This is a genomic window from Bradyrhizobium sp. HKCCYLS3077, assembly GCF_051167555.1.
GTDB lineage: Bacteria > Pseudomonadota > Alphaproteobacteria > Rhizobiales > Xanthobacteraceae > Bradyrhizobium.
In genome coordinates this window covers 169,534-184,933 of record NZ_JBNPTH010000002.1, presented here as the reverse complement: position 1 = coordinate 184,933, position 15,400 = coordinate 169,534, and the positions used below count along the sequence as shown (strand labels likewise).

General features: G+C 64.9%; 16 protein-coding genes. 6 read left to right on the top strand and 10 right to left on the bottom strand.

Features of this window, described 5'->3' with window-relative positions:
• Position 1 precedes the first annotated feature (1 nt).
• The 4 genes from ACQR0Z_RS06870 to ACQR0Z_RS06855 form a co-directional block, all read right to left on the bottom strand.
• A complete protein-coding gene (locus ACQR0Z_RS06870; RefSeq protein WP_434879537.1) occupies positions 2-595 on the bottom strand; it encodes a GNAT family N-acetyltransferase in 594 nt (197 codons plus the stop codon).
• 112 nt (positions 596-707) lie between these two features.
• Entirely contained in the window at positions 708-1,634 is a 927-nt protein-coding gene (locus ACQR0Z_RS06865; RefSeq protein WP_434879538.1) for an SMP-30/gluconolactonase/LRE family protein, read from the bottom strand.
• A gap of 163 nt (positions 1,635-1,797) precedes the next feature.
• A complete protein-coding gene (locus ACQR0Z_RS06860) occupies positions 1,798-2,637 on the bottom strand; it encodes a GyrI-like domain-containing protein (protein WP_434918138.1) in 840 nt (279 codons plus the stop codon).
• A 77-nt stretch (positions 2,638-2,714) separates the two neighbouring features.
• On the bottom strand, positions 2,715-3,074 hold the full coding sequence (locus tag ACQR0Z_RS06855; RefSeq protein ID WP_434918137.1) for a hypothetical protein: 360 nt from the start codon (positions 3,072-3,074) through the stop codon (positions 2,715-2,717).
• 135 nt (positions 3,075-3,209) lie between these two features.
• Here ACQR0Z_RS06855 and ACQR0Z_RS06850 point away from each other — a divergent pair, with 135 nt between their 5' ends.
• Entirely contained in the window at positions 3,210-3,482 is a 273-nt protein-coding gene (locus ACQR0Z_RS06850; RefSeq protein ID WP_434862334.1) for a hypothetical protein, read from the top strand.
• 758 nt (positions 3,483-4,240) lie between these two features.
• Here the strand turns inward: ACQR0Z_RS06850 and ACQR0Z_RS06845 are convergent.
• Both ACQR0Z_RS06845 and ACQR0Z_RS06840 read right to left on the bottom strand, forming a co-directional pair.
• Positions 4,241-4,675: a cupin domain-containing protein gene (locus ACQR0Z_RS06845; RefSeq protein ID WP_434862333.1), complete on the bottom strand. Its 435-nt coding sequence runs from the start codon at positions 4,673-4,675 to the stop codon at positions 4,241-4,243.
• Positions 4,676-5,018: 343 nt separating this feature from the next.
• Positions 5,019-5,675, bottom strand: coding sequence for a glutathione S-transferase family protein (locus ACQR0Z_RS06840; RefSeq protein ID WP_434879542.1), 657 nt, complete (start codon positions 5,673-5,675; stop codon positions 5,019-5,021).
• A 209-nt stretch (positions 5,676-5,884) separates the two neighbouring features.
• Here ACQR0Z_RS06840 and ACQR0Z_RS06835 point away from each other — a divergent pair, with 209 nt between their 5' ends.
• Entirely contained in the window at positions 5,885-7,105 is a 1,221-nt protein-coding gene (locus tag ACQR0Z_RS06835; RefSeq protein ID WP_434918136.1) for a polyhydroxyalkanoate depolymerase, read from the top strand.
• Here the strand turns inward: ACQR0Z_RS06835 and ACQR0Z_RS06830 are convergent.
• On the bottom strand, positions 7,095-8,144 hold the full coding sequence (locus ACQR0Z_RS06830) for an AraC family transcriptional regulator (protein ID WP_434918135.1): 1,050 nt from the start codon (positions 8,142-8,144) through the stop codon (positions 7,095-7,097). The two genes, ACQR0Z_RS06835 and ACQR0Z_RS06830, sit on opposite strands and share 11 nt — an antisense overlap.
• A 133-nt stretch (positions 8,145-8,277) precedes the next feature.
• On the opposite strand from ACQR0Z_RS06830, the gene ACQR0Z_RS06825 reads away from it, so the two are divergent.
• From ACQR0Z_RS06825 to ACQR0Z_RS06815, 3 genes are all read left to right on the top strand, one after another.
• Positions 8,278-8,727: a cupin domain-containing protein gene (locus ACQR0Z_RS06825; RefSeq protein ID WP_172111146.1), complete on the top strand. Its 450-nt coding sequence runs from the start codon at positions 8,278-8,280 to the stop codon at positions 8,725-8,727.
• A 281-nt stretch (positions 8,728-9,008) separates the two neighbouring features.
• Entirely contained in the window at positions 9,009-10,496 is a 1,488-nt protein-coding gene (locus ACQR0Z_RS06820; protein ID WP_434918134.1) for a flavin-containing monooxygenase, read from the top strand.
• Between the two features lie 198 nt (positions 10,497-10,694).
• The gene (locus tag ACQR0Z_RS06815) at positions 10,695-11,489 is read left to right on the top strand and encodes an extracellular solute-binding protein (protein ID WP_434862328.1); all 795 of its coding nucleotides are present in this window, start codon (positions 10,695-10,697) and stop codon (positions 11,487-11,489) included.
• Positions 11,490-11,577: 88 nt separating this feature from the next.
• Here ACQR0Z_RS06815 and ACQR0Z_RS06810 read toward each other — a convergent pair whose 3' ends face one another.
• The 3 genes from ACQR0Z_RS06810 to ACQR0Z_RS06800 all read right to left on the bottom strand — a co-directional run bounded on the left by ACQR0Z_RS06810 (position 11,578) and on the right by ACQR0Z_RS06800 (position 13,835).
• Complete coding sequence (locus ACQR0Z_RS06810; RefSeq protein ID WP_434862327.1) at positions 11,578-12,375, bottom strand: transporter substrate-binding domain-containing protein; 798 nt, start codon at positions 12,373-12,375, stop codon at positions 11,578-11,580.
• A gap of 165 nt (positions 12,376-12,540) precedes the next feature.
• Complete coding sequence (locus tag ACQR0Z_RS06805) at positions 12,541-12,780, bottom strand: hypothetical protein (protein WP_434862326.1); 240 nt, start codon at positions 12,778-12,780, stop codon at positions 12,541-12,543.
• 164 nt (positions 12,781-12,944) lie between these two features.
• Positions 12,945-13,835, bottom strand: a complete 891-nt coding sequence (locus ACQR0Z_RS06800; RefSeq protein ID WP_434918133.1) for a hypothetical protein — start codon at positions 13,833-13,835, stop codon at positions 12,945-12,947.
• Positions 13,836-14,188: 353 nt separating this feature from the next.
• Here ACQR0Z_RS06800 and ACQR0Z_RS06795 point away from each other — a divergent pair, with 353 nt between their 5' ends.
• Entirely contained in the window at positions 14,189-15,397 is a 1,209-nt protein-coding gene (locus ACQR0Z_RS06795) for an efflux RND transporter periplasmic adaptor subunit (protein WP_434918132.1), read from the top strand.
• Positions 15,398-15,400: the final 3 nt, after the last annotated feature.

Sequence of the window (15,400 nt, the reverse complement as noted above, 5' to 3'; positions counted from 1 at the left end):
ATCAGCGCGCCTTGTCATGCAGTTGATAATCGAGATGCGCCCGCACCGTCGGCCATTCCGCGGCGGTGATGCTGTAGACGACGGTATCCCGCAGCGTGCCGTTCGGCGCGATCTGGTGGCTGCGCAAAATGCCGTCCTGCTTGGCGCCGAGCCGCTCGATCGCGCGGCGGCTCTGGTGGTTGAAGAAATGCGTGCGGAACTCGACCGCGATGCAGTCCATCGCCTCGAAGGCCTGCGCCAGCAGCAACCGCTTGCACTGGGTGTTGAGCGCACTGCGCTGCACCCGCTTCGCGGTCCAGGTCGATCCGATCTCGACGCGGCGGTTGGCGGCGTCGACATTCATGTAGGTGGTCATGCCGGCGACCTTGCCGTCGGCGTCGAGCACCGTGAACGGCAGCATGCTGCCCGCGGCGAACAGGCCGAGCCGGCGTTCGATCTCCTTGGCCATGGTCTCGGGTTTCGGAACTGCGGTGTACCACAGATTCCACAATTCGCCGTCGCTGACGGCCTCGACCAGCGCGTCGTGGTGGTCGGGCGACAGCGGCACGAGGCTGGCGTGCGTGCCGCGCAGGGTGACCGGTTCGAGAAAGGGCATCATTGGATTCCGTCATTGCGAGGAGCGCAAGCGACGAAGCAATCCAGAGTCGCGTACGCGGCCCTGGATCGCTTCGCTGACGCTCGCAATGACGGAACTATCATGCCGAACGTCACTTGTTCAGAAAATTCAGCGGCAGGCCCGGGCGCGGCCAGTCCATCGTCACCAGTTCGCCCCGGCCGGACAGCGTGATGTACGCGGTCTTCAATTCGGGGCCGCCGAAGGCGATGTTTGTGGTGACGCGGTCGCCGGTCGGGACCTGCTCGACCAGGGTGCCATTCGGCGCGATCACGCTGATGCAGCCGGAGACCAGCGTCGCGACGCAGACATTGCCGTTGGCCTCGACCGCGAGCGAATCGAACATCTGGTAGCCCCCGAGGCCGCAGATCGGGCGGCCGCGCTCGCCGCGATAGATCACGTCGCGCGGCTTCACGGTGCCCGGCTCCGGCACGTCATACGCCCAGAGCCGCGCGGTCGGCGTCTCCGCGATGTAGACGGTCTTCTCGTCCGGCGACAGGCCGATGCCGTTGGCCGGCAGGATGCCGTGCACGGCCTCGACGATCTCGCTCATGCCGGGCTTGAGATAATAGAACGCGCCGACATCCATGTCGCGGGCGCGGCGCTTGCCGAGGTCGGAGAACCACAGCCCGCCGTGACGATCGAACACGAGGTCGTTCGGCCCGCGCAGTTCGTGCTCGCCACAACGAGTGACGACGGTCTCGACCTTGCCGCTCTGCAGATCGATCCGCTGGATCGAGCCGCCCTGATAATCCTCCGGCTGCGGGCCCGGCATGATCATCTTGCCGGTCGGAATCCAGGAGAAGCCGCCATTGTTGCAGATGTAGATCTTGCCATCGGGGCCGAGAGCGGCGCCGTTCGGCCCGCCCGGAATCTGCGCCACGACCTCCTTGCGGCCGTCGGGATGGACCCGCGTCAGGCGCTTGCCGCGGATCTCGACCAGCACCACCGAGCCGTCGGGCATCACGACCGGCCCTTCGGGGAATTCGAGATCTGTGGCGAGCACGCGCATGTTGGACATCGGACGGACCTCCCGCTTGTCACGCCGCGATGCGGCGCCTTGTTGTTATCAGGAGGTTATCGCAAAGCTGACGTGGCTTGCCAAGCAAGCGGCTGGGTGTGCGACCGCAGGGCAGCTCTGCTGCGGGGTGAGGCTCGCAGCAGGCTGACGCAAGTCGGCGCGGTCAGCGGATCACCGGCAGCCAGATCTCCAGCCCGCCATTGCCGGTCAGCGGGTCGAAGCGCTGGTCGTAGCGCTCGAAATTCGGCGCGTCGACGATCGTGCAGCCCGACTGCGGCAACCAGCGATTCCAGATCGTGTGCACGGTGCGGCGGATCGAGGAGATGTGGCCGGCATGGGTGAACACGGCGAAGGTCGAAGCCGGCACCCGCACGCGGCTGAAGGTCCGCGGCAGGTCGGAAAAATCGGCCACCTCGATGCCTGCGATGTAGTCGAAATTGCCGGCATCGTCGCCGTTGCAGCAGACGCCGTAAGCCACCGTTCCGCGGCGTGCCGGAACCTCGTGCGTGATCGCATTGAAGCGGCGCCACAACGCGGGAATCCCGGCGCCGCTGTCGACGCTGACACGATCGCCGAGACCGGCGACGAGCAGCGCCTCTGACGTGACGAAGCGGGGAACGGGACAATCATCGAGCGGGGTCTGGTCCATCAGGATCGGCTCCTGCAATGCGAGGCCATCGAGGCGCGCGTCGGCGCGGACCATCTCCGGCGTGACACCGAACTGGTCGCGAAACGCACGGGTGAAGGCTTCGTGGGAGCCGTAGTCCGCCTCCAGCGCGAGAGTAAGGATATCGGGCGCGCCCTTGGCGAGCGCGCGCGCCGCCTCACTGAGACGACGCAGCCGGACATAGCGCATCACCGACACGCCGGTTGCCGCCGCGAACGCACGCACGATGTGAAAGCGCGACACGCCGGCCATGCGCGCGATGTCATCGAGCGACAGCGGCGCGGTCAGATGACTCTCGATGTACCAGAGCGCCTTCTGGGCGGGGTTGGTAGACACGCCTGTCTCCTGACGAAGCCGCGCATCATGCCGGTCGACGGATTCGACCGCTTGATCGTTCTTGCGCCGCGGCCCGGCTATTTGCCGGCCGGCTTCGCCGGGGCGGCGTCCTTGGCGGCCGCTGCATCGGCCTTCTTCTTCAGTTCGTCGACGAGCTTCGCCTGCGCGGCCTTGAGTTCGTCGATCGCGCTCTGCTGCGCGATCAGCGCTGCCCTCAGGGCCTGGATCTGCCGGTTCGCGGCATCGAGCTTCTGCTGCTGATCGAGCGACTGCTTGGTGATCGTCTTCTGCAGGAAATCGATGTTGCTCTGCAGGCATGAGGTCCTGCGATCCATCGCCTTCTCGGCGGTGCAAATCTCGATCCCTGGAATATCCTGCGCATGCACGGCGGAGCACACACATATCGCGAGCACGCTCGCAGCCATGACGATTCGCATCACAATTTTCTCATTCGCTTGCCAAACACATGATTTTGCATGGAACTTACGCTGTTTCCTGATTGATACCATACTGAGACCTCAATCGCGCATTGAAGTTCCGGGCTCGGACCCGTTTTTAGGGAGATGTACAGAATGGCTACGCGCGAAAAACGGCTGGCGCAATTCGACGGCAACGGCGAACCACCGCCGGGCCAGACCGTCGAGGTGCTCTGCGAGGATCACAGCGGCACCTATCAGCTTCCGTTTCCGTGTTTCTATATTGATGGCAAGTGGCACAACAAGGAATCAGGCGGCGCACTCGAAGCCACCGTGATCGGCTGGCGCTTCCCTCGCACGCGCTTTGACGAGCGCAACGCGCGCCGTCCGCAGCCGAGCTTCGTTGCCGACCGCGCTTCGTCTTATTGATCACTCAAGGCCCTGGGCTCCGCTCAGGGCCGGTCTTGCCGAACATCTATTTTCGAACGCGTATTGAGCATCACGAACGGATTGGCCGCTAGCGATCACGCCGCATCCGCCGTTCCGCCATCGGCCCCGCTATCCCGTCGTTGCAAGCCCACTGCGTCATCGCGATTGCCGTCGGCAAGAACGGCAGCCACGCGCGCTGACAATGGACATGCCGGGCATTGAGGGCGCGCCCTGCGTGTTTCAAGACCCGGCCTGTTGCAAAATGTGACGGTGCCGAGCGGTCGTCTTAAGGTTCGGAACGCGACTGGAACGAATCGCGCTCGAATCAGCGGCGACATCAGGTCCGACACTTGTTCACGGCTACATCTGCGCGTTCATCGGCCCGACCTACCAGATGGTGACGGCTGCGATTGACGCAGTGATGATCAGGCGCACATCAAAGCTTAACAACGCAGATGCTGGCCGATGTGGGAAGGACTCTCGCGCCAACATCGTCATCCGGGCTCGCCGATATTCGACATTCACGCTGAGTGTCCCAGAACGCAACGGCGATCGTGACGGCGCTTAACCTTCGGAACGCGACTGGAACGAATCGCGCCCGAATCAGCCGCGACATCATGTTCTCGGCTGTTCACCGCTACATCTCGGCGCGGACCGCGATGCACCACCAGATCGAGCAACGCCGTGATGACCGCCGTCCGCCTGCAGAGAGGATTCGGACGACGGACATTAACGGATCAGGGCGTGGACCCCGGCGCTCAGCTCCAGGGCGTGACCGGCGGCACCTTGTCGGTGGCGGGCGGCATCTCGACCGTCTTGAAATCGGCCGGGCTGACGATCTCCATGTATTCCATGTCGGGGGAATAATCGTACAGGTAGTGCACGATGCCCGGACGCTGGTGCACGACATCGCCGGCCTTCACCAAAGTCGGCTTGTCCTCGTACATGAAGCGCGCCCAGCCCTTCATCATGATGACGATCTGGAAATCGCAATCGTGCCGGTGCCAGCCGGTGCCGTCGACCGGCGGACAATCCGGATTGGCCTTGACGAGATGGCAGATCACCTGCCCGCCGGTGGCGTCGGCAATTCCGAGATCGCGATAGAGGAAGAAGTCGCGCAGACCACCGCCCTTGTAGTCGGTGTCTTCAGGCTTCACGTGCGAGAACTTGGTCACCACAGCATGCTGGTTCATGACGGCCTCCACCGGTTGATCGCGGCATCGGCAACCCCTGAGGCCCATCGAACGGCCGCAGCGGCCACCACGCCTGAAAGCCCGTTGTGCTATGCGAAAACCGCGCCATGCCCTGCTCCCAGCGCAAGGATGGCCGGCGGGCTCCCCGCACGCGCGCGCGAACTGCTTGTGAGCAACGGGATTTTCGCGGTCGTCTCTTGTGGCGAAGGTCGCTCCGGAGACGCGGATCACGCGCAGACGCCGGACCGTGTCGGCTTCGATTTGGGCAGCGTCTGCCCGAGCCATGAGCCGCATGAGACCGCCAGAGCGGCAAGCCGCGGGGCGAGCGGCGGCTGCCGGGCCGTCAGTACTCGACCTCCAGCTCCTCGATCTCCTCGGGCTCGGCCTTGGCCGCCTCGATCCATTCGCGCATTTCCGGCATCGCCATGATCAGGTCGGCATAGGCCTTGAGCTGCGGCTCGAGCTTGACGTCATAGGTGACGAAGCGCGTCACGACAGGCGCATACATGGCATCCGCCATTCCGCGCTGCTGGCCGAACAGGTATGGGCCGCCGGACTTCGCCAGGCAGTCGCGCCAGATCGCCCAGATGCGGTCGATGTCCGCCTGGGCGCGGGTCCACACCTTGAAGCCGGGAAAATGGCCCTTGAGGTTGACGGGGAGCGACGCGCGCAAGGTGGTGAAGCCCGAGTGGATTTCGCCCGAGATCGAGCGGCAATGCGCCCGCGCGATGCGATCGGCCGGCAGCAGTCCGGCCTGCGGGAAGGTCTCGTTGAGGTATTCGGCGATGGCCAGCGTATCCCAGATCGTCGCGCCATCATGGCGGAGGCAGGGCACCAGGATCGAGGACGACAGCAGCAGGATCTCGGCGCGCGCCGAGGCGTCGTCCGGGCCGACCACGACCTCGTCGAAATCGAGCCCGGCGAACTTCGCGAGCAGCCAGCCGCGCAACGACCATGACGAGTAATTCTTGCTGCTGATCGTCAACGTCGCTTTGGTCATCTCGCCCTACCCCCTTGTCGTTTCGTCGGTCGCTTGTCGCTCAGCCGATCGGCCGGCCCGCACGGGCCGGTGATCACGCGGAGCCGGATACTGCTGAGATTTCATTGAGCAAGCGACATGCCAGTTTTTCAGGCAAGACTCCGTGGCCCTGGCTCCGATATTGCATCTTCGATGCTGCCTATGCACGTGCATGTAACGGATCGGACCCGATGGCGCTGCTGTACCAAGCCTATCAGAACCACATGGACCTGACCGAGCCATGGCGCCAGGGCGCTGCGGCCGCCATGCGCTATCTCAATCTGATCCCCTCAGGCCTCTCCGGCCGCGCCATGCGGCGGCTCTCCGCGGCGCTCGAGCTGATTTCCCGCTCCGCGCTGACCTACGCACGTCCGGCCTATGGCATCGACAGCGTGATGGTCGGCAACCACGAACTCGGCGTGACCGAGGAGGTCACGTTCAAGACGCCATTCGGCTCGCTGCTTCATTTCAAGAAGGATGGCGCGCCGGACCAGCCCAAGGTGCTGCTGGTCGCGCCGATGTCCGGCCACTTCGCCACGCTGCTGCGCGGCACGGTGAAGACGCTGCTGCAGGACCACGACGTCTACATCACCGACTGGCACAATCCGCGCGACATTCCGCCGGGCCACGGCCGCTTCGGGCTGGAAGATTACACCGATCATCTCATCAGCTTCCTCAGCCAGCTCGGACCGCGGCCGCACATGGTCGCGATCTGCCAGCCATCCGTCTCGGCGTTGGCCGCAACAGCCGTGATGTGCGAGGGCAACCATCCGTCACGGCCGGCGACGCTGACCCTGATGGCCGGGCCGATCGACACCCGCATCCAGCCGACCAAGGTCAACGAGTTCGCCAAGAGCAAGCCGATCGACTGGTTCGAGGACAACCTGATCCACTACGTGCCCTTTCAATGCCGGGGCGCATTCCGGAAGGTGTATCCGGGCTTCGTGCAGCTGACGGCCTTCGTCTCGATGAATCTCGAGCGGCATGTGAAGCAGCACCTCGACCTCGCCGATCACATCGCCAAGGGCGAGGTCGAGAAGGCCGAGACGATCAAGACCTTCTATGACGAGTACTTCGCGGTCATGGACCTTCCGGCCGAGTTCTACATCGAGACTGTGCGCGACGTCTTCCAGGAGCATCTCTTGCCGCAGGGCAGGCTGATGCATCGCGGCCGTCCGGTCGATCCGAAGGCTGTCAGGCGGATCGGCCTCATGACCGTCGAGGGCGAGCGCGACGACATCTGCTCGATCGGCCAGACGCTGGCGGCGCAGGACATCTGCACCAATGTGCGGGCCTATCGCCGCGTCCACCACATGCAGGCCGGCGTCGGCCATTACGGCGTGTTCAGCGGCAAGAAGTGGAATAACGAGATCTATCCGTTGCTGCGCGACTTCGTCCACGTCAATTCGTAGAGCGGCCACGCTGCACGCGCTGCAGCGTCGCTGACGGCGTCTCCCCGAACTTCTCGCGATAGGCCCCCGCCATCCGCCCAAGATGGGTGAAGCCGAGCTCGAAGGCCAGGTCGATGATGCGGGCCTCGGGGGCCGCCGTCATCAGCTGCGCATTCAGCCGCGCCAGCCGGATATCCAGCAGCATGTCGGAGATCGACATGCCGAAGTGACGGCGGAAGCCGCCCTGCAGCGCACGAATGCCGACGCCGGCGGCGACGGCGAGTTCGTTGAGATCGAGCGGTTCTGTTGCCTGCGCATCGAGCAGATCGCGCGCCCTGCGGACGGCCTGGGGCAACGTCGCGCTCCGGCCGGAATGCACCCTGATCGCCTCCGACAATCCGTCGCCCGGCTGCCGGAACAGGATGTCCAGCAGCGTCTCGCGCCAGTCGGCGGCGGCCACCGCCGACAGCCTTCGCTCGCCGCCGAGATGTTCGGCAAGGTCGGCAAGAGCAAGCATGTGGGCCCGGAGCCGCGCGCCGTGGTCGACGGACAGCTCAATCGCCGGATCGAACTCGACCGGCCGCACCGCGCGCCCCGAGAGCGCTGCGGCCCGCTGCTCGACCAGGCTCCGATCGAGCAGCAGGATGAGCTGGGCGCAATGGTCCCAGACCATCCGCGTCGGCACGGTCGGAGACAACAAGGAGGCCGCGCCCTCGGGACCGGTCGCCAGTTCGCGGGCGGCGGTGCGAATGCCGGCCGCCCCCGCGCACGGCAACTGCACCAGGAAGAACCGGTCGAGGCAGCCGGGATCGATCGAGACCACGCCGCCATAGGCGACATAGTTGATCGAGAAGCCGTCGAATGCCGCGCAATTATGCAGCGCGAGGAAATCACGCGCAGTCTCTGCCTTCGGTTGCAGCCCGTGCGGACAGAAGATGCGGCCTATTTGTTCAGCAGCCTCATCGACATCGTGCGTTGCAACACGGCGATAGGCGGCGAGCCGCGGCGATGCGGCGTCTTTCCAACTACGATCAGCGGCTGCAGCTGCAGCTGCAGTCATGGCTCACATCGTCCGTCGAAATCATTTGAAACCTATAATAATTAGCATCTGGCGTCGAGGGATTCGTTTTCTGGATAGACACCGCGCCGCGACCTGCTCGATCCTCAGCCCGTGTGCAGCAAGGAGATCCGCCATGATCACACTGGAAAAAGGCATCACGCGCGCGGGCACCGGCTATGCCGGCAAGACCTGGAATATCCTGGGTCAGCTCTACTTCCCCAAAGCCGTCACCGACTCGACCTTCGCATTCGAGACCAACAGCGATCCCGGGCAGTTCGTGCCGGTTCACGTCCATCCGACGCAGGACGAGTTCATCCTGGTGCAGGAGGGCGTGCTCGACCTCAAGCTCGACGGCGCCTGGGTGAAGGCTCATGCCGGCGATCTCGTGCGCATGCCGCGCGGCATTCCGCATGGCTACTTCAACAAGTCGGACAAGCCGGCGAAGGCGCTATTCTGGGTGTCGCCGATGCAGAAGCTCGAGGCGCTGTTCAATATGCTGGACAATCTCGCCGACCCTGCCGAGGTCGTGCGGATCTCCGCCGAGCACGAGGTCAACTTCCTCCCGCCCGAGGCCAACGACTAGGCGCGGGCGACGCGGGGAGCACAAGCTCATCACGGCAGCGCGGCGCGCGGTGGGCGCGATCGCCTTGGCGTGTCTCCGCGGGATGAGCGGGTGCTTCGCTTGAACCAATTCTGACTGGCGAGAGCATCTCGCCGTCTCATCGGCGCTGGCCTCTTGTCAGCGTCGTCTGCTGCGGTCGCGCCGGGCGGCCTTCGCCATCATCGAATCTTTCAGCGAGCTCCTGCAGCGCGGCCGATGACGGCCGTCCGCATGCGGCCGCGCGCTCGACAACAGGAGGTCCCATGATCACTCGAAAAAACGTCTGCGTGATCGGCGCCGGCGTCTCCGGCCTCGCCGCAGCCAAGGCATTCACGGCACACGGCCACGATGTCACCATCGTCGAGCGCAGCGCCGATCTCGGCGGCGTCTGGGAACCGGCGCGCTCCTATCCCGACGTGCAGACCCAAAGCCCGAAGGAGCTCTATCGCTACACCGACAAGGCGATGCCGGACAGCTATCCGGAGTGGCCCAAAGGACCGCAGGTCTATGCCTATCTCGCCGACTACGCGCGAAGCCATGACCTCACTCGCCTCATGCGGCTGAACACCACCGTGCTGTCGATGCAGCGGCGTGCGGACGGCAAGCCAGGCTGGACGCTCGATCTCAAGACCGGCGACCAATCGAGCCGAGAGGATTTTGATTTCGTCGCCGTCTGCACCGGCCAGTTCAACGAGCCGCAGACCTTGTCGCTTGCCGGTGAGGATCAGTTCGCGGCCGCCGGCGGCACCATCCTGCACTCGTCGAAGCATAACGATCCCAGCATCGCCCGCGGGCGCAACGTCGTCGTGCTCGGCGGTTCGAAATCGGCGACCGACATCGCCGTGAACGCGGTCCGCTCCGGCGCGCGCTTGGTCACGATCGTGTTTCGCGAGCCGGTGTGGCGCATCCCCTATTTCATCGGCGGCCTCATCAACTTCAAGCGCATCCTCTACATCCGCGCCCAGGAGCAGATGTTCGCGAGCTGGGGCATCGGCCCGCTGTCGCGACTGGCGCACAAGCTCGCCAAGCCGCTGGTCTGGGCGAATTGGCGCGGGCTGGAAAGCCTGCTCAAGGCGCAGCTCAAGCTCGCCAAGTGCAAGATGGTGCCCAAGGAGCGGATCGAGGACGGCGTCAATTGCTCGGTCCCGATCGCGACGCCCGACTTCTTCCCGATGGTCGCCGACGGCCGCATCAAGGCGGTGCTCGGCACCTTCGATCACTATGAGCCGAACACGATCGTCGCCAGCAGCGGCGAGCGGATTGCCGCCGATGTCGCCGTGCTCGCGATCGGCTACAAGCTCGGTGTTCCCTTCCTGTCGGCGGCCGATCGCGCCAAGCTCGTCGACCCCGACGGGCAGTACCGGCTCTACCGCGTCATTGCGAATCCCGATCTGCCGGACATGGGCTTCGTCGGATTCAATTCGAGCTTCTGCACCGTCCTGTGCGCCGACATGGCCGCGCATTGGCTCGTCCGCTACGCCGACAAACAGCTCGCGCACCAGCCGAGCGAGCGTGAGATGCGCGACAACATCGAGATGATGCTGCACTTCAAGCGGGTCGAGCGGCCGGCGGCGGGCGTCTATGGCGGGCTCTGCGTCGCGCCATATCATTTCAAGCATTTCGATGAACTGCTTGCGGATATCGGCGCCAAGCGCCGGCGGCGCGGCGCCCTGGCGGAGATGTTCACGCCGCCCGACGCCGACGCCTACCACGCGTTTCTTGCGTCCGCGCCGTCCTATCAGGCGGGGTGATGCCGCTCGGCGCCAGCGTGTCGCCTCCGCGCCGACACGCTGTTGCCGCACCAGAGATCGCTCGGTATTCCGTGGCTCCACAGCACTCGGATTTGATCCGATCGATGGGACGCGCCGCACAGTCGGCCGCTGGTCATCGAACGGCAGGCGAGCTATCCAAGGCGCCCCTGGCCACAGGCCTCTGCCTCGGAGACTCACATGACTCTCGCAACCCGCCTGCGTTCCCTGACCGCCGCTGTTTCGGCGGTGATCGCCCTGAGCGGCGCAGCACAGGCCGCAGAGGTTCACGTCATGATCTCCGGCGGCATGACCGCGGCCTTCAAGGCCCTGGTGCCGGAGTTCGAGCGGCGCTCCGGCCATAAGGTCACGATCGCCTATGGCCCGTCGATGGGAACCACCGCCAATGCCATTCCGGTGCGGCTGGACCGCGGCGAGCCCGCGGACGTCCTGATCATGGTCGGCTATGCGCTGAGCGATCTCACCACCAAAGGCAAGGTGGTGCCGGACAGCCATGCCGATCTCGCCAATTCACCGATCGGCGTGGCGGTCAAGTCAGGCACGCCGCACCCGGACATTTCGAACGCCGACGCCGTGAAGCGCATGCTGGTCGCCGCCAAGACCATCGCCTATTCGGACAGCGCCAGCGGCGTCTACGTCTCCACCGAGATGTTCGACAAGCTCGGCATCAAGGACGAGATGAAGGGCAAGGCGCGGATGATTCCGGCAACCCCGGTCGGCGAGATCGTGGCGCAGGGCGAGGCCGAAATCGGCTTCCAGCAGATCAGCGAGCTGAAGCCGGTGCATGGCATCGACATCGTCGGGCCGCTGCCGGCGGGCCTGCAGAAGATCACCGTGTTCTCCGCCGGCATCGCGACGAATGCCAGGGAGCCGGAGGCCGGCAAGGCGCTGATCCATTTCCTGGGATCACCGGACGCACGCAAGGTGATCGCGGAGAGTGGCCTCGATCCGATCGTCAGGAAGTCCCCGAACTGATCCGATCGCATCGGGTCGAAACAGAAAACTCTCCCTCGCATGACGCGCAGGGAGAGTTCGGTCGGCTATACCGCAACGGCTGCGACGCTCACTGGGTGAACAGCGTCGCCTCGCTCAGATTGTTGGCGCCGTAGGCCTTCTTCAACAGGCCATTTGCCTTGGATTCCGTCATGAACTTGGTGACGAAGGCGAGCGACTGCGGATGCTTCAGCGGCACGGCGACAGCGGTGTCGGTCTTCTTGAAGGTCTCGTTCAGCACCTTGGTGCCCGGAAGCTGCTTGGAGAGGATGACCAGCTGATCACGCGCCAGCGCCAGTGCATCGATCTCGCCGGCCGCGAGCAACGCATAGACCTCCTCGTAAGACTTGAAGCCGACGACGGTCGCCTTCTTCATGAATGCCTTCGCCCCGCGCATGACCGTCGTATCGTTGATGGCCGCGATCTCATGGCCGGCCTGATCGAGCGCGGCAAGGTTCGGAATATCGAGCCCGGCGCGGATGATGAACGTCGTATCGACGGAGTCGTAGACCGGGCCGAATGATGCCTTGGTCTCGCGCTCGGAATCCTTCGGCAGGAAAGTGACGTCCCAGGCGCCCTGTGAAGCTCCATCGATGATGGAATTCGCATTTGGATGCTCGACGAACTCGACGGGGACGCCCACCTGTGCAGCCATCGCCTTGCCGAGTTCGACGGGGACACCTGCATAGCCGCTATCGGACTTGACGCACCAGAACGCACCACCAGCCGGGCCGACGGCGATAGCGACTCTGAGCTTCCCGCCCGGCGCGATCTCGTCCTTCAGGCCCGCGGCCCCGGCGCTGTGACCGACAAACGTGACTACCGCAGCTGCCAGGGCTGCATCACGCAGCCAGCGCCAGAACGCCATGGCCCTCTCCCATCGAATTGCAAAGTGGTTACGGGCCGCACCTTGCCGGGAGCACTGTTAAATACAGCTTACCTTGCTCTCGCAAAGCAACAAGCGACGCGCAAAACTTGCGCGCCGCCATTACCGTTTCGAATAGCTCGATATCGAAAGGCGATTAAACCCGCCTTAAACGCAACGACGAACGGCCACGCCATTCACGATCACGGTCCGGCACGCCGTCGTGGCCGCCGCAACGGGCGGCTTGCGCACGACCACCGCACCGGCGGCACCGGCGCAGCCTGCCCGAACGACGCCGCGCGCGCAGACGACGGCGTTGGCATCCGACATCGAGACGAACGGCATCAATGCCAGAACGAACAGGCCACAGAGAGTCGAAAGAACGATACGTGAGAGAATGCTGCGCATGACGAACTCCTGATGGTCATCATTTGATTAGGAAAATATCCACCCTGTCTTGAATTTGCCGGGCGTCCGGCGGCTTTTCAACTGTGACAATTTGGGTGGATCGAAACGATCCGCACGTCGGGGTGCAATGCCCGTCGAACTACGGGGCCGGTCGGCGAGGCCGCCTAGCGATTGGCTGCAAACTGGGCGAGCATGCCCTTGCAGGCCGGCGACAGCGCGCCGGCATTGGCGGCAAGGCATTGCGCAACACGGCCGCCGCCCGGCTCGACGCCGCTGCAGTAAGCGCGGGCATCGGCGCCGCAGGCGGCCCTGACGATGCGCAATTCCTCCAGCGGGCGGAGCGGCCTCAACACCATCGCAGGGGACGCCGGTGGCGCCGCAGCCGTCGTCGGCGCGACGGCGGCCGTCGCCGCGGACGACGCAGCGGCGGCCGCGCCGCCGCCACTCGTCGCCGCGATGGCCTGAGCGCAAGCCGGCGCAACCTTGGCCTTGTTCTGCTCCAGGCACTGCATCGCAGCGGCGCCGCCCGGCGGCACGCTGCTGCAGACCCTGCGATAATCGGAGCCGCAGGCGCTGCGGATCGCGGCCACCTGCGCTTCGCTCGGCTTTGCTGCCGGTGTTGCCGCCGCGGGCTTCGCCGGCTCCGGTTTGGCCGTCGCCGCCGCTGCGGCGGGCGCGGCTGCAGGCAGAGGGGTCGACGGCGCTGCCGGCTGCGCCGCGGCCTTCGGTGCGTCGACGGCAGGCTTCGGCGCCTCCGCGGCCGCGGGCTTCGGAGCCGCCGGTGAAGGAGCAGCCGGCTTGGTCTCGGCCGCGGGTTCGAGCGCCTTCACCGCGGCTTGGCACGACGAGGACAAGCCGGCCATGTTCTTCTGCAGGCACTGGAATGCCGCCGCCCCGCCGGGCGGCACGCTCGAACATTTCGACATGTAGTCGGACCGGCAGGACGACTTGATGGCGTTGCGCTGCGCATCGGTCTGCGCCAGCGCTTGCGTTGCAGCGAAGCCGGCCGCTGCCGCCAAGCCGAGCAATAACATCCGCTTGTAACGATTGATCATCGATCGATCCTCAATGCTGCTGAGCCTGGATTGCTCTCAAATGTGAAACATCGCCCGCATCCGGCAAGCGCCATCAACTTGTCAGTATGAGCACGATATCAGGCTGTCCCCGGCCGACGTGCTTCCGCCCGGAGACAACCTGATGAGAATGGGTCCGGGAGGCTGCGATGACCGGACGGGCTTGGCAAGTGGGAAAATTTGGGTGGATCGGCCAGACGCCAGGATTTCTTCGCGGCTGCTGCAGTGCATTGCTGTTCCGCCGCTGAACGATTGTTGTTATGGAGGCGACCAACATTGTTGTTTGTTGTCCGACACGACGATTGCTCCGAAGATCATTTCATACGGAAGGCGGAATGGCGCAGATCGACACTCCCATCTCCTCACGGGCGGAATTTTCTAAACAGCGCATCGCCTGCGCCTGGCTGCCCAGAACGGCTGCCCTCCTGCTTGCGTCCGGCGCCTCGCTGCTCGCGGGCTGCGAGCAGAACAGCTACCAGCCGCCGCCACCGCCGAAGGTGGAAGTCGCCCTGCCGGTGCAGCGCGCCGTCACCCGCTATCTCGAAGCCACCGGCAACACCGCGCCGGTCAAGAACGTCGATCTGGTCGCCCGCGTTCAGGGCTTCCTGCAGTCGATCGACTACAAGGACGGCGACGTGGTCAAGGAGGGCACGACACTGTTCACGATCGAGCCGGAGACCTACAAGCTGAAGCTCGACCAGGCGCAGGCAGCGGAAGCCGGCGCGCAGGCGTCGTTCAAGCAGGCCGCTGCCGATTTCAAGCGGCAGTCCGACCTCGTCGCGCGCCAGGCCGCGTCGCAGGTCGCGCTCGACAATTCGACCTCAGCTCGGGACAACGCACAGGCCAATCTGCAGCAGGCGCAGGTCAACACCAAGATCGCCAAGGTCAATTACGGCTACACCAAAGTCATCGCGCCATTCGACGGCGTCGTCAGCGCGCACCAGGTCTCGGTCGGCGAACTCGTCGGCGTGGCGTCGCCGACCCAGTTGGCGACGATCGTTTCGCTCGATCCGGTCTACGTCAACTTCACCGTCAACGAACAGGACGTGCTGCGCATCCGTGCCGAAGCGCGGCGCCGCGGCATGACGGCGACGGATCTCAAGCAGTTCCCGATCGAGCTGGGCCTGCAGACGGAGAGCGGCTATCCGCACCAGGGCAAGCTCGACTACGCCGCGCCGACCGTCAATGCATCGACCGGCACGCTGGCCGTTCGCGGGGTGGTGCCGAATCCCGACCATGTGCTGCTGCCCGGCTATTTCGTGCGCATCCGCATTCCCGTGGATCGCACCAATGACGCGCTGCTGGTGCCCGACTCCGCGCTCGGCAGCGACCAGAGCGGGCGCTACGTGCTCGTGGTGAACGGCGACAATTTGGTCGAGCAGCGCAAGGTCAAAATGGGACCGCTCGACGGCGGCCTTCGCGTGATCGATGGCGGCCTCAAGGCCGACGACCGCGTGGTCGTCGCCGGCCTGCTGCGCGCCATTCCCGGGCAGAAGGTCGATCCGCAGTTGAAGGCGATCGAGCCGGTCTCCGCGAGCAAATGAGGG